The sequence below is a fragment of the Bradyrhizobium acaciae genome (genome assembly GCF_020889785.1).
In the GTDB taxonomy this organism is placed as follows: domain Bacteria; phylum Pseudomonadota; class Alphaproteobacteria; order Rhizobiales; family Xanthobacteraceae; genus Bradyrhizobium; species Bradyrhizobium acaciae.
Genome location: NZ_JACMYK010000002.1, coordinates 236699 through 250778 on the forward strand (window position 1 = coordinate 236699; position 14080 = coordinate 250778).

Below are 14080 nucleotides of genomic sequence, written 5' to 3' on the forward strand. Positions count from 1 at the left end.
TGTTGTTCAAGACGTTCTTCTTGCCGTTTCTTCTTGTCCTCGGCGGAAGGGTGAACCGACCTTCCCGCCTTGAGGAAATTATACATCGACGAATGTGACAGTATTCGCCACAGTTGCGCGCGACGTGCGGTAGCTGTTCACCTTGTGCCCGTGATCCGCATAGCCGAACGAGATGCCGCAGACAACCCGGCGGTCATCAGGCAGGTTGAAGTGACGGCGGATCAGGCCGGAATGACGCGCGATCGCAGCCTGCGGGATGGTGCCGAGCCCGAGCGCCTGCGCGGCCAGCATGAAGTTCGAGACATAGCCGCCGCAATCGATCGCTCCATAGATTCCGAGCGGCTCGTTGGTGTGGATCACGGCAATGTGCGGCGCCCCGAAGAAATTGTAATTCTCCAGTGCCTGTTTGGCGTAGGCCGCCTTGTCGCCGCGCGCGATGCCGAGCGTATTGTAGAGCTGGAAGCCGCTTTCGCGGCGGCGATCCAGATAGACGCCGACATACTCGCGCGGCGGCGTGAAGTCGTAATCATCGCCGAGGCCGCGCGAGGCCTCGGCATAGATCGCCTTGCGAAACCGCTCCTTGGCCTCGCCGGAGACGATCAGGACTTCCCAGGGCTGGCTGTTGCACCAGGACGCGGTGCGCTGCGCGGTGGTGAGAATGTGCTCGATGACGTCGCGCGGCACCTCGCGCGGCTGGAACGCGCGTACCGAATAGCGCTCGTTGAGCAATTCCTCGAGCGCGCCAATGCGGTCTTCGGTCGGGTAGCGCGCGCCGGGTGTCTTCGCGTCCATGCTCAACGCCCCTTGGTCGGGATCTTGTTGTAGGGCACGTCCTTGTCGACGCGGATATCGCCAGGCAGACCCAGCACGCGCTCGGCGATGATGTTGCGCAGGATCTCGTCGGTGCCGCCGGCGATGCGCATCGAGGGCGATGACAAGAGCATCTGCTGGAACTGGCCGTTGGCCTGCTCCTCATCGGTGCCCGTGAGGCTGCCTGCCGCGCCCTCAAGATCCATCGCATAGGTCGCGATGTCCTGCAGCATCAGGCCGGAGACGAGCTTGCCGATGGAGTTTTCCGGACCGGGACGCTCACCCTTCGACAACGCCGAGATGGCGCGGTAGCTGGTGTATTTCAGCCCGCTCGCCTTCACCGCCCAGCTCGCAAGCTTGGAGCGCACCGCCGGATCGTCGATCGCAAGACCGTCCTCCAGCATCAAATTGGAGCAGAACTCGAACATCTCGGGGACGCCGGTCGCAAGCCGCGAACCGATCGACATGCGCTCGTTCATCAGCGTGGTCAGCGACACGCTCCAGCCCTCGCCGACTGCGCCGAGCCGCTGGCTGTCCGGGATCACGACGTCGGTGAAATAGACCTCGTTGAACTCCTGCATGCCGTTGGCCTGCTTGATCGGCCGGACCTCGACGCCGGGGCTCTTCATGTCGAGGAAGAACATGGTGAGGCCCTTGTGCTTGGGCACATTCGGATCGGTGCGCGCGATCAACAGGCCGTAGTCGGAATAGTGCGCGCCAGAGGTCCAGATCTTCTGGCCGTTGACGACCCAGTTGTCGCCCTTCTTCTCGGCGCGGGTGCGCAGACCGGCAACGTCGGAGCCGGCCGAGGGCTCGGAGAACAGCTGGCACCAGATCTCTTCGCCCGAGGCGAGCTTCGGCAGATAGCGGCGCTTGGCGTCTTCGCTGCCCCAGGCCATCACGGTCGGGCCGCACATGCCCTCGCCGATCTGGAACGGCTGGGTCAATTTGCCGTAGACGCCTTCTTCCTGCTGCCAGATCACGCGCTCGATCGGCGTGGCGCCGCGGCCGCCATATTCCTTCGGCCAGTGCAGGCAGGCCCAGCCGCCTTCCGCCTTCTTCTTCTGCCAGGCCTTGCCGACCTCGACCATGTCGTGCTTGGCGAGCCGGATGCGGCCGAGCGAGGACTTCGAGAGCTCCTCCTCGAATTCCTTCGGCGCGTTGGCAGCGATCCATTTGCGGGCGACGGCGCGGAATTCGGCTTCCTGCGGCGTGTCATCGAAATTCATGGCGAACCTCTTTCAGTTGCGCGCGCTCAGGCGCGGCCCTTGGTCGGGATCTTGTTGAAGGGAACGTCCTTGTCGACCCGGATGTCGCCGGGCAGACCGAGTACGCGTTCGGCGATGATGTTGCGCATGATCTCGTCGGTGCCGCCCTCGACGCGGGTGCCCGGCGCACGCAGCAGCATCGCCTGGAATTTGCCGGCGACCTCGGCATCTTCGGGTCCGCTCAAGGCGCCCGCGGCACCCTGCAGATCGAGCGCGTAGGTCGCGACGTCCTGGATCATCGAACCGGCGACCAGCTTGCCGATCGAGTTCTCCGGTCCCGGGCGTTCACCACGCGACAGCGCGGAGATCGCGCGCATGCTGGTGTATTTCAGCCCGCTCGCCTTCACCGCCCAGTTCGCAAGTTTGGAGCGCACCGCGCGGTTCTCGATTGCGGGGCCATCCTCCAGCATCAGGCTGTTGCAGAAATCGAACAGCTCGGGGAAGCCGGTGGCGACGCCGGCGCCGATCGACATCCGCTCGTTCATCAGCGTGGTCAGCGACACGTTCCAGCCGTCATTGACATTGCCGAGCCGCTGCGAGTCCGGAATCCGCACGTTGGTGAAATAGACCTCGTTGAAGTCGGAGGCGCCGTTCGCCTGCTTGATCGGCCTGACCTCGACGCCCGGGCTCTTCATGTCCAGGAAGAACATGGTGAGGCCCTTGTGCTTGGCGACGTCAGGATCGGTGCGGGTCAGCAGGATGCCGTAGTCGGAATAATGCGCTCCTGACGTCCAGATCTTCTGGCCGTTGATGACCCATTCGTCGCCCTGCTTCTCGGCGCGGGTGCGCAGGCCGGCGACGTCGGAGCCGCCGGCGGGCTCCGAGAACAGCTGGCACCAGATCTTCTCGCCGGAGGCGAGCGGCGGCAGATATTTGCGCTTCTGCTCCTCGCCGGCGAACGCCATCATGGTCGGGCCGCACATGCCGTGGCCGATGATGAACATCGAGCTGAGGCGGCCGAACGGGCCCTCCTCCTGCTGCCAGATCACGCGCTCGATCGGCGAGGCGCCGCGGCCGCCATACTCCTTCGGCCAGTGCAGGCAGGCCCAGCCGGCATCCGCCTTCTTCTTCTGCCAGGCTTTTGCCACTTCGAGGATATTGGCGCCCTTGAGCGCAACGCGGCCGAGCGAGGCCTTGCGCAGCTCGTCCTCATATTGCCTGGGCGCATTGGCCGCGATCCAGGCTTTCGCCTCGGCGCGGAATGCGGCCTCCTGCGGGGTGTCGTCGAAATTCATGACGGTCCCCCGCTTACGCCGCGTTCTTCTTGCGCATGCGGTCGATCAACGCGTCTTCCCAATAGGACAGGCTGCCGAGACCCAGCGCCACCGCGTTGGCGCGGCGGTAGTACATGTGGCAGTCGAACTCCCAGGTGAAGCCCATGCCGCCATGGACCTGGATGTTGTTCTTGGCGCAGTGCTGGAACGCCTGCGTCGCACTGATGCGCGCCGCTGCGGCCGCTTCCGGCAATTCGCCGGCATTGGTCGAGAGCGCCCAGGCGCCGTAGTAGCAATTCGAGCGCGCCAGCGTCGCCGACACATACATGTCGGCCAGCATGTGCTTGACCGCCTGGAACGAGCCGATCGGACGGCCGAACGCGATACGGTCGAGCGCATAGTCGCGGCCCATCTCCAGCGCGCGGTCGGCGCCGCCGACCTGCTCGAACGCCGTCAAAACGGCGGCACGATCCAGCACCTGGGTGATGACGCTCCAGCCCTCGCCGGTCGCGCCGAGCGGCTCGGCCTTGGCGTCCTTGAAAGTGAACTCGGCCTGGCCGCGGGTGAGATCGATATTGGTCAGCGACTTGACCTCGACGCCACCGGCCTTGAGATCGACGATGAACAGGGAGATATCGGACTCGCGCCCGCTCGAACCGGTGCGTGCAGCGACCACGGCGAAATCAGCGATCGCACCGTCAGCGACCGGCTTCTTGATACCGTTCAGCACGCCGCCATTAGCCGTGACCTTGACCGCCTTCGGCGACGGATTGCCCTTGCCCTCGAACAGCGCCAGCGTGCCGATGGCGTCGCCGGAGGCGATCTTCGGCAGCCACTTCTGCTTCTGTGCGTCACTTCCTGCGATCAGGATCGCTTCCGCGGCGAGATAGACGGTGGAGGAGAACGGCACCGGCGCCAGCGCGCGGCCCATTTCCTCGGCGATCACGCAGAGTTCGAGATGACCGGCACCCGCGCCGCCGAACTGCTCCGGGATCGCCACGCCCAGGAACCCCATCTCGGCGAGGCCTTTCCATAGCGCCTTGTCGTAGGGCGCCTTGCCGTCGAGCACCTCGCGCACGGCCTTCGGCGGGCACTGTTCGCTCAGGAATTTCCGCGCCTCGTCGCGCATCTGCTTCTGTTCGTCGGAGAAATCGAAATTCATGGCGTTTTCCTTTTTCGTTCTTGTCGTTTCAATTAGCCGTCATTCCGGGGCGCGCGAAGCGCGAGCCCGGAATCCATCGATCAACGGATAATGCGGCTTGACGGATTCCGGGCCTGCGCCTTGCGGTGCATCCCGGACTGACGAGAGGAGAGAGTCTGGTTTCATCACAGCACGATCACGTCGTCGCCGGGCTTGCCGGCATAGAGCTTCTCCACCAGCGCGGCGCGGCGTTCGAGGCCCGCGCGCTGGTTGATGTAACCCTTGTCGGTGAGCTCGTTGCCGTCGATCGACGGCGGCTCGACCATCAGCATCGCACGCGCAATGCGCATGCTGCTGCCGGTGGTGGATGCGTTGTGCGCCTGCAGACCATTCTTGAGACACGCGACCACCTCGGGATGCCGGATCACGTCCTCGTAGCTCGCATCCGCACTGCCGACGAGTTGGCGGCAGGCGTGCAGGTTCGGCCAGCACAGCAGGCCGATGAACTCGCGATCCTGCCCCGCGACCAGCGCGTCATGCACGACCGGCGTCGCGGCAGCGATCGCATCGGTGCGCAGCGAGCCGACATGGACGAAGGTGCCGGTGGTCAGCTTGAAGTCCTCGACCACGCGGCCGGCAAAGATGATGCCCTTCAGCGGATCAGCAGGATCCACGAACACGCCGGCATCGCCGATGCAGTAGAAGCCTTCCTCGTCGAACATCTTCGCCGTGAGGTCCGGCTGGCCGAAATAGCCTGGCGTGACGTTGACCCCGCGCAGCCGCAATTCGTATTTCGCGCCGCACGGCACCATCTTCAGCTCGACACCGGGGAACGGCAGGCCGATCAGGCCGACGCGCTCGGTGTCCCAGTAGGTGCCGGTCGAGGTCGGCGCGGTCTCGGTCGAACCCCAGCCGGTGTAGAACACGATGCGCTCGCCCGTGGTCTTCACCGCAAGCGCCTGCATGCGGTCATAGAGATCGTCGGGCAGCCGGGCGCCGCCATAAGCCATGATCGAGAGGTTCTTGAAGAAGCTCTCGCACAACGCCTGGTCCTTCTCCATCGCAGCCGCGAGCGCCGCATAGCCGGCCGGCACGTTGGCGTAATAGGTCGGCGACACCTCGCGCAGGTTCCTGATGGTTTCCTCGAGCTGGCCCGGCATCGGCCGGCCGTCGTCGATGTAGAGCGTGCCGCCGTCGACCAGCACCGGATTGAACGCGGCGTTGCCGCCCATGGTGTGATTCCACGGCATCCAGTCGAGCACGGTCGGGATCGGGCCGGCGGTTTCACGCGGGCGCACCTGCATCATCATCGCCGCGTTGGCGCACATCATCCGCTGGGTGTTGATGACGGCCTTCGGCATGCCGGTCGAGCCTGAGGTGAACAGCAGCTTGCCGACGGTGTCCGGCGTGATCTTCGCGATCGACGCGTCGACATCGGCCGTCACCTTCGTTCCCGCGAGTTCGGCAAACGCCGCGCTCTCGATGCCCTCGCAGGGCCGCAGGACGTGGACCACCGTGATGCCGGAGAGATCGATCGCCTTCAGCGCCTTTTCGAAGGCAGGTCCATCCTGCACCATCACGACGGCGGGCTTGATCAGATTGAACAGATATTTGAGCTTGAGATGATCCTGGCTCATCAGCGAATAGGCCGGCGACACCGGCGCGGCCGGCAACCGCGCCTGCATCGCGGCCTGCGTCATCAGCGCGTGCTCGATCGAATTGCCTGACAGGATGGCGACGGGCCGGCCGTCGGCGATACCGAGATCGAGCAGGCCTTGGGTCACCGCATCAACGGTGCGCTTGGCTTCACCGTAGGAGACCTTGCGCCACTGCCGGTCGGGACCACCGCGCTGCGCCAGCCAGATCCGCTCCGGCGCCTGCGTCGCCCATTTGGCGAGGTAGGCCGGGATGTGCGTCTCGTAGGCCTGCAGCGGAATCCGCGACTTCAGCACGACGGTACCATCAGCGCGCCGCTCGACCGCGATGTCACGCGCGAGCCAATCCACCTTGCGAAAGGCCGGTTTCGTCAGCATCGCCGCGTCTCCATCCATTTTGCGCCTGCCGGAATTCTTGTCCTTTTGAGGATCTGTTCTCAACGCCTGATATAGACAGGCTTTCGTTTCTCGAGGAAGGCCCTGATGCCTTCCTGGAAATCTTCGGAGCGACTGCACAGCACCTGGTTGCGATCCTCCATCGCAATCACGGCCTCGATCGAGCCGGCATCGACGCTCATGTTGATGCATTCTTTCGAGAGGCGGAGCCCTACAGGCGAGGCCGTCATCATCGCATCGACGTAAGGATTGGCTGCAGCGTCGAGATCAGCGGCCTCGACCACCTCGGACACCAGGCCCACCGCAAGGGCGCGCTCAGCGTGGATGAAGCGTCCCGTGAGGATCAGCTCGGAAGCGACCGACACGCCGACGAGGCGCGGCAGGAAATAGCTGGTGCCGATATCGCAGCCGCCCAAGCCGAGCTTGATGAAAGCGCAGTTCATCCGCGCGTTCTTCGCCGCGATGCGGATGTCGGCGGCGAGCGCCAGTGCAAAGCCGCCGCCGGCGGCCGCGCCCTGCACCAGCGCGATGATCGGCTGCGGACAACGCCGCATCAGCATCACGATGTCGGCAATGCGGCGCTGCGAGTCCAGCGACTCGGTGACGCCGGGCGGCTCGGTCTGCCCGCCGCGGCGCGCCATCGCGTGCTTGAGATCGAGCCCGGCGCAGAAATTCGCACCGGCGCCTCTCAGCACCACGACCCGGGTGTCGCGGTTGCGCTGCAGGCCCTGGAAGTAAGTATTTAGCGCATCGATCATCGTGGGATCGAGCGCGTTGAGGCTTTCCGGGCGATTGAGCGTGACCCAATCTGTTCCATCGTGATGTTCGATCAGCAGCGGCTGAGACACGCGCATGGTCCTCCCGACCGTCGTCCCGGCCAAGCGAAGCGCGAGCCGGGACCCATAACCGCAGGCTTTTGTTGTTTTGCGCGGCGTCTGCCAGGTTTGCCTGTTACAGACGCCGCGGAGTATGGGTCCCTGCTTTCGCAGGGACGACAGTGGAATTCGCCGCTAGCGCGGGGCCATGCGGATGGCGCCGTCGAGGCGGATGGTTTCGCCGTTGAGCATCGGGTTCTCGACGATGTGGACGGCGAGGTTGCCGTACTCCGAAGCGTCGCCGAGGCGGGCCGGATGCGGCACCTGGGCGCCGAGGCTCTTGCGGGCTTCTTCGTTGAGACCCATCAGCAGCGGCGTCAGGAACAGGCCGGGCGCGATGGTGTTGACGCGGATCTTGAGGCTGGCGAGGTCGCGCGCGGCCGGCAGCGTCAGGCCGACGACGCCGCCCTTCGAGGCGGAATAGGCGATCTGGCCGATCTGGCCTTCATAGGCCGCGACCGACGCAGTGTTGATCGCGACACCGCGCTCCTCGCCGATCGGGGCTTCGGTCGCCAGCCGCTCGGCGAACAGACGCAGCACGTTGAAGGTGCCGATCAGGTTGACATTGATGATGCGGACGAACTTCGCCAGCGGATAGACGCCGTCCTTGCCGACGATGCGCTGCGAGCCGCCGATGCCGGCGCAGTTCATCAGCACGCGCGCGATACCGTGCGCGGCCTCGGCCTTGGCGATCGCCGCCTTGATCGCTTCCTCGTCGGTGACGTCGGCGTGCAGGGCCACGCCCTTCACTTCGGCCGCGACCTTCTCGGCGTTTTCCTTGTTCTGGTCGATCACGCCGATCTTGGCGCCCTTGGCGGCCATGGCGCGCGCGGTTGCGGCACCGAGGCCGGAGCCACCGCCGGTGATGAGAACGGCAACGTCTTTCAACTGCATGGGAACAACCTTTCCTTGAGCGTTTCTTCTCTAGACTTGAACTTGTTATCCGGCGGCGACCGCTGCCGTTTCCTTATCGGGATTGAGCACGCCGCCGAAGATCAAGGCTTCCATGTGCTTGATGTATTCGCGGCAGACCTCGTCGGTGACCGGACCGACGCCGACCGCGCGCGACATCGCGTGGCGGCCGAAGAACAGGTGATCGCAGGCGCCGATCAGGCTGGTGTAGAACAGCACCGGATCGATCTTGCGGAATTCGCCGGCCTTGATGCCTTCAGCGAGCAGCCGGCGGTGAAAATCCAGCAGCGGCGCGACGAAGAATTTCGAAACCTCGTTGGCCGCGGCAGGCGAACTCTCGTGCAGCAGATAGTGGATCAGCCGGTTCATATAGGGGAACTGGTGATAGGCGCGGATGATGCCGCCGATATGCAGGCGCAGCTTCGCGGACGGCGTGATCGGCTGGCCGATGAGATATTCGAGCTGCGACATCTCGGTGGCGGCGTCGCGCGCCAAGAGCGCCAGCAACAGCCCGTCCTTGTTACCGAAATGATATTTCACCAGCGCGGCGTTGACGCCCGACTTCTGCGCGATGTCGGACAGCGAGACCTCGATCGAGGCGCGCTCGATCATCAGCTCGCTCGCTGCCACCAATAGCTTGTCGGCAGTGGCATTCTTTCCGGCCGGAAGTTTCGTCGGTACGCTGGTGTTCAACTGCGCTCTGGTCCCGCTCTGTTTTGGGGCTCGACGGTAAATCGAGGCCGCACATAAGCCCATGGCGGGGCTGCACTCAAGAGTTAATTGATTGATTGACTAAATGCTGAGCTGCCCCTTAAATCCGGCCCAACTTACCAGCCCAATCCAGAAACATCAGGGAGATCAGACATGGCCGAGGCCTATATCGTCGCCGCCGCTCGCACCGCGGGCGGCCGCAAGGGAGGGCGTCTCGCCGGCTGGCATCCGGCCGATCTGGCCGCCACCGTGCTTGATGCGCTGGTCGATCGCACCGGTGTCGACCCCGCGCAGGTCGAGGACGTGATCATGGGCTGCGTGATGCAGGCCGGCGAGCAATCCACCAACATCGCGCGCAACGCCGTGATGGCCTCGAAGCTGCCGGAGAGCGTGCCCGCCACCTCGATCGACCGCCAGTGCGGCTCCTCGCAGCAGGCGCTGCACTTCGCGGCGCAGGCCGTGATGAGCGGCACGATGGACTGCGTGATCGCCGCCGGCGTGGAATCGATGACCCGCGTGCCGATGGGCCTCGCCTCCTCGCTGCCCGCCAAGAACGGCTTCGGCCACTACAAGAGCCCCGGCATCGAGGCGAAGTATCCCAACATCGTCTTCAGCCAGTTCACCGGCGCGGAGATGATGGCCGAGAAGTACGGCCTGTCGAAGGATGAACTCGACGAATATTCCTATAACAGCCACCAGCGCGCGATCGCGGCGACACAAGCCGGCCACTTCAAGGACGAGATCGTGCCGGTGAAGATCACCCGCGCCGACGGCTCGACCGACACCCACCACATCGATGAAGGGATCCGCTTCGACGCCAGCCTCGACGGCATCAAGGGCGTCAAGCTGATCGCCGAGAACGGCAAGCTGACCGCGGCCAGCGCCAGCCAGATCTGCGACGGCGCCTCCGGCGTCATGGTCGTCAACGAGAAGGGCCTCAAGGCGCTCGGCCTCACACCGATGGCGCGCATCCATCACCTCACCATGATGGGCGGCGACCCCGTGATCATGCTGGAAGCGCCGCTGCCGGCAACCCAGCGCGCGCTGCAGAAGGCCGGCATGACCATCGACGACATCGACCTGTTCGAGGTCAACGAGGCGTTCGCCTCGGTGCCGACCGCGTGGCTGAAGACCACCGGCGCCGACCCGGCCCGGCTCAACGTCAATGGCGGCGCGATCGCGCTCGGCCACCCGCTCGGCGGCAGCGGCACCAAGCTGATGACGACGCTGCTGCATGCCCTGAAGCAGCGCAACAAGCGCTACGGCCTGCAAACCATGTGCGAAGGCGGCGGCATGGCCAACGTCACGATTGTCGAACGTCTGTAACGTCGCGAGAAACGAGGCACGCAGCCTCCACGCAACAGATGTCGTCCCCGCGAACGCGGGGACCCATAACCACAGATGCCCGTGGTTAGGCCCGGCTGGGGCCACAACCCAGTCCAACAACAAAAATCGGTGGTGATGGGTCCCCGCGTTCGCGGGGACGACCACTTTTGACGTCCTGAGGAAACACGATGACCCATCCGTCCATCCACGCGCGTAACCATCCGAACAAGATCGCCTACCAGATGGCGGGCAGCGGCAAGGCGATCACCTATCGCGAGCTCGACGAGCTCTCGAACCAGGGCGCGCATCTGTTCCGCTCGCTCGGGCTGAAGCCCGGCGATCACATCGCGCTGTTGATGGAAAACCGCCTCGCCTTCATGGAGATCTGCTGGGCCGCGCAGCGCTCGGGCCTCTATTACACGGCGATCAGCCGCTACCTGACGGAAGAGGAGATCGCCTACATCATCAAGGATTGCGGCGCCAAGGTGTTCATCACCACCCCGCAATGCGCCGACAAGGTGAAGGGCCTGGTCAAGGGCGAACCCGGCGAGCCGCTGTTCTACATGATGGACGAGCCGGCGCCGGGCTTCCGCTCCTATGACAAGGAAGCCGGTGCGCAGCCGACCACGCCTGTTGCCGACGAGGTCGCCGGCTACGACATGCTGTATTCCTCCGGCACCACCGGCCGCCCCAAGGGCATCAAGAAGGAGTTCGAGGGCAACCGGATCGACGTGCCGAACCCGTTCCTGCAGATCCTCACCGCCGACATGTGCGGCATGAACGCCGACAGCATCTACCTGTCGCCGGCGCCGCTCTATCACGCTGCTCCCCTGCGCTTCAACATGATGGCGACGGTGCTCGGCGGCACCTCCGTCATCATGGAGCATTTCGACGCCGAGGAATTCCTGAAACAGGTCGAGAAGCACAAGGTGACGCAGTCGCAGCTGGTGCCGACCATGTTCGTGCGCATGCTGAAGCTGCCCGACGAGGTGCGCGCCCGCTACAATGTCTCATCGCTGAAGGGCGCGATCCACGCCGCGGCGCCCTGCCCGGTCGACGTCAAAGCCAGGATGATCGAATGGTGGGGGCCGATCCTGATCGAGTACTACGCCGGCTCCGAAGGCAACGGCGTCACGGTCTCGACCTCGCAGCAATGGCTGACCCACCGCGGCACGGTCGGCCGCGCGGTGGTCGGCAAGGTCAAAATCCTCGACGAGAACGAGGCGGAGGTACCGACGGGCCAGATCGGCCAGGTCTATTTCGCCGACGCGCCTGTCTTTACCTATCACAACGATCCCGAGAAGACGAAGAAGGCCTACAACGCCAAGGGCTGGTCGACGCTCGGCGACGTCGGCTATCTCGATGAAGAGGGCTTCCTCTATCTGACCGACCGCAAGAGCTACATGATCATCTCCGGCGGCGTGAACATCTACCCGCAGGAGACCGAGGACGTGCTGATCACGCATCCCGCGGTCTCCGACGTCGCGGTGTTCGGCGTGCCGAACGACGAGATGGGCGAAGAGGTCAAGGCCGTGGTGCAGCCGCACGACATCGCCAAGGCCGGCAAGGCGCTCGAGGCCGAGCTGATCGCGTTCTGCCGCCAGCATCTGTCGCCGATCAAATGCCCGAAGAGCATCGACTTCGAGCAGGAGCTGCCGCGCACGCCGACCGGCAAACTGGTGAAGCGCCATCTGCGCGACCGGTATTGGCCGAAGGCGCCTGCCAGGCCGTGATCGCGGTTCGCCCTCTTCTCGAGGGCGCCGCGGGCGCGCGGCCAAAATATCGAAAACAACCCCATGCAAAGGAGCCGGCGGCTGCCGGCGTTCGACAGGGCAACTTGACACGTCGGGCAACTCAGGGATACATTTCTAATATTCCGAAGTCATGCAAAGCAATCCACGCCTACCCTCCAGGGAGGGCGAGGAGCGCATGGATACCCGCCTGCGCCTGACCCTTCGACCTACAATGCTGCGGCCGGCTCGCAGGCGGCGGAAGCCGCGGCGCGGAGATGCAGCTGGCCGTGCCTGCCATCGGCCGTGGTCGTCCACTGCGCATCGATCTGCTGAAGATCGTCCGACAGCTTGCCGCGATGGCTGCCCTCGGTCTCGAACGCTCCATTGCCGTCGGGCGAACGCTCAAAAATCTCGACCTCGAGATCGGACAGCCGGATGAACATCTGCACGCCGATCTTGGTCACGCTCCGGCCGACCTCATATGAACCGCAGCCACGCGCTTCCGCGTTCTGCTCGTTCAAGGCCTGCACCTTGTCGAAAGTAATGACGACGTTCTGCACCGTGTTGTCGTCGTCCCACAGGAATTCGCCGATATAGGCGTGCGGCAGTTTTTCGGTCACCTCCTTGATGTCGGCGGCACGAACCGCCGGAATCAGCATCAGGGCCACGACCGTTAGACCGAGACGCGACATCGAGCCGGTCAGCTCTGCAATCCTCGCGTGGCGCATGCGGTATGCATCCCCTGGGCAAAGTTGCTATCGTGAATCAATGGCCGTCAGCATACAGCAAAATGCGCTGGTTCTGCGACGACGCCCGACAGGTGATCTCAGATGGAAACGCTCCCCGACGTCCCGCTGCCCTCCACCATCCGCTCGCGCTATGTCGACGGGATCAACGGCCTTCGCATGCATGTGCTCGAAGCCGGCTTCGAAACACCCGGCCGGCCCTGCCTGCTGCTGCTGCACGGCTTTCCGGAGCTGGCGTTTTCCTGGCGCAAGGTGATGCCGAAGCTCGCTGCGGCCGGCTATCACGTGATCGCGCCCGACCAGCGCGGCTATGGCCGCACCACCGGCTGGAGCGCGGATTACGACGGCGACCTCGCCGTGTTCCGCCTGCCCAATCTGGTGCGCGATGCGCTCGGGCTGGTCGCAGCATTCGGTTACACCCACGTCGACGCCGTGATCGGGCACGATTTCGGTTCGTCGGTCGCGGCGTGGTGCGCGCTGATCCGCCCCGACGTGTTCCGCGCGGTCGTGATGATGAGCGCGCCGTTCTCCGGCCCGCCGTCGCTGCCGTTCAATACGGCCAATGAACCGGCCAAATCCGCGAGCGAAGACCCCGTGCATCGGGAGCTGGCCGCGCTGCCGCGACCGCGCAAGCATTACCAATGGTACTATTCGACGTATCAGGCCAATGACGATATGCATCGCGCGCCGCAAGGCGTGCACGACTTCCTGCGCGCCTACTATCATCACAAGAGCGCGGACTGGGAAGGCAACAAGCCCTATCCACTGCAATCCTGGTCGGCGGGCGAGCTGGCAAAGTTGCCGACCTATTACGTAATGGACCTCGCCAAGGACATGGCCGCGACGGTGGCCGAGGAGATGCCGTCACGCGAGGCGATCGCCGCCAACATTTGGCTGCCGGATCGCGACCTCGCCTATTACAGCGCGGAGTATCAGCGCACCGGGTTCCAGGGCGGGCTGCAATGGTACCGCTGCGGTACGTCAGGCGCGTTCACGCCGGAATTGCAGACCTGGAGCGGCCGCAGCATCGATCAGCCATCGGCGTTCATCTCGGGCAAGCAGGATTGGGGCACCTATCAGCGGCCCGGCGTGTTCGAGGTGATGCAGACGAGAGCCTGTACCAACATGATCGGCTGTCACCTGGTCGACGGCGCCGGCCATTGGGTGCAGCAGGAGCAGCCGGACGAAGTGAGCCGGCTGCTGCTTCAGTTCCTCGCTCGCGCAAGGTAGAGCCACTTCGGTTCTGATCGAATCAGTCGCTCTAGAGCGGGATGGGTTTTAGTTGAATCGGCC

12 protein-coding genes are annotated in these 14080 nt (G+C 64.5%); 3 read left to right on the plus strand and 9 right to left on the minus strand.

The genetic code is table 11. From position 1 onward, the window contains the following. Positions 1–78 precede the first annotated feature (78 nt). The 8 genes from H8A92_RS02285 to H8A92_RS02320 all read right to left on the minus strand — a co-directional run bounded on the left by H8A92_RS02285 (position 79) and on the right by H8A92_RS02320 (position 9027). Complete coding sequence (locus H8A92_RS02285; RefSeq protein WP_229194245.1) at positions 79–792, minus strand: nitroreductase; 714 nt, start codon at positions 790–792, stop codon at positions 79–81. 2 nt (positions 793–794) lie between these two features. Beyond that, the gene (locus tag H8A92_RS02290) at positions 795–2039 is read right to left on the minus strand and encodes an acyl-CoA dehydrogenase (RefSeq protein WP_229182002.1); all 1245 of its coding nucleotides are present in this window, start codon (positions 2037–2039) and stop codon (positions 795–797) included. Positions 2040–2065: 26 nt separating this feature from the next. Further along, the gene (locus H8A92_RS02295; protein WP_229194246.1) at positions 2066–3313 is read right to left on the minus strand and encodes an acyl-CoA dehydrogenase; all 1248 of its coding nucleotides are present in this window, start codon (positions 3311–3313) and stop codon (positions 2066–2068) included. A 13-nt stretch (positions 3314–3326) separates the two neighbouring features. Further along, complete coding sequence (locus tag H8A92_RS02300; RefSeq protein ID WP_229194247.1) at positions 3327–4454, minus strand: acyl-CoA dehydrogenase family protein; 1128 nt, start codon at positions 4452–4454, stop codon at positions 3327–3329. Positions 4455–4618: 164 nt separating this feature from the next. Continuing rightward, positions 4619–6484, minus strand: a complete 1866-nt coding sequence (locus tag H8A92_RS02305) for an AMP-binding protein (protein WP_229194248.1) — start codon at positions 6482–6484, stop codon at positions 4619–4621. Positions 6485–6525: 41 nt separating this feature from the next. Further along, the gene (locus tag H8A92_RS02310; protein WP_229194249.1) at positions 6526–7332 is read right to left on the minus strand and encodes an enoyl-CoA hydratase/isomerase family protein; all 807 of its coding nucleotides are present in this window, start codon (positions 7330–7332) and stop codon (positions 6526–6528) included. Between the two features lie 162 nt (positions 7333–7494). Then, positions 7495–8253: an SDR family NAD(P)-dependent oxidoreductase gene (locus H8A92_RS02315; protein ID WP_066513200.1), complete on the minus strand. Its 759-nt coding sequence runs from the start codon at positions 8251–8253 to the stop codon at positions 7495–7497. Between the two features lie 45 nt (positions 8254–8298). After that, positions 8299–9027, minus strand: a complete 729-nt coding sequence (locus tag H8A92_RS02320) for a TetR family transcriptional regulator (protein WP_420831279.1) — start codon at positions 9025–9027, stop codon at positions 8299–8301. 108 nt (positions 9028–9135) lie between these two features. On the opposite strand from H8A92_RS02320, the gene H8A92_RS02325 reads away from it, so the two are divergent. Both H8A92_RS02325 and H8A92_RS02330 read left to right on the plus strand, forming a co-directional pair. After that, a complete protein-coding gene (locus tag H8A92_RS02325) occupies positions 9136–10308 on the plus strand; it encodes an acetyl-CoA C-acetyltransferase (RefSeq protein ID WP_229194250.1) in 1173 nt (390 codons plus the stop codon). A gap of 188 nt (positions 10309–10496) precedes the next feature. Continuing rightward, on the plus strand, positions 10497–12041 hold the full coding sequence (locus H8A92_RS02330) for an acyl-CoA synthetase (RefSeq protein WP_229194251.1): 1545 nt from the start codon (positions 10497–10499) through the stop codon (positions 12039–12041). 227 nt (positions 12042–12268) lie between these two features. Here H8A92_RS02330 and H8A92_RS02335 read toward each other — a convergent pair whose 3' ends face one another. Next, a complete protein-coding gene (locus H8A92_RS02335; protein WP_229194252.1) occupies positions 12269–12769 on the minus strand; it encodes a hypothetical protein in 501 nt (166 codons plus the stop codon). 102 nt (positions 12770–12871) lie between these two features. Between H8A92_RS02335 and H8A92_RS02340 the strand changes: the two genes are divergently transcribed. Then, positions 12872–14017: an alpha/beta fold hydrolase gene (locus H8A92_RS02340; protein WP_229194253.1), complete on the plus strand. Its 1146-nt coding sequence runs from the start codon at positions 12872–12874 to the stop codon at positions 14015–14017. Positions 14018–14080: the final 63 nt, after the last annotated feature.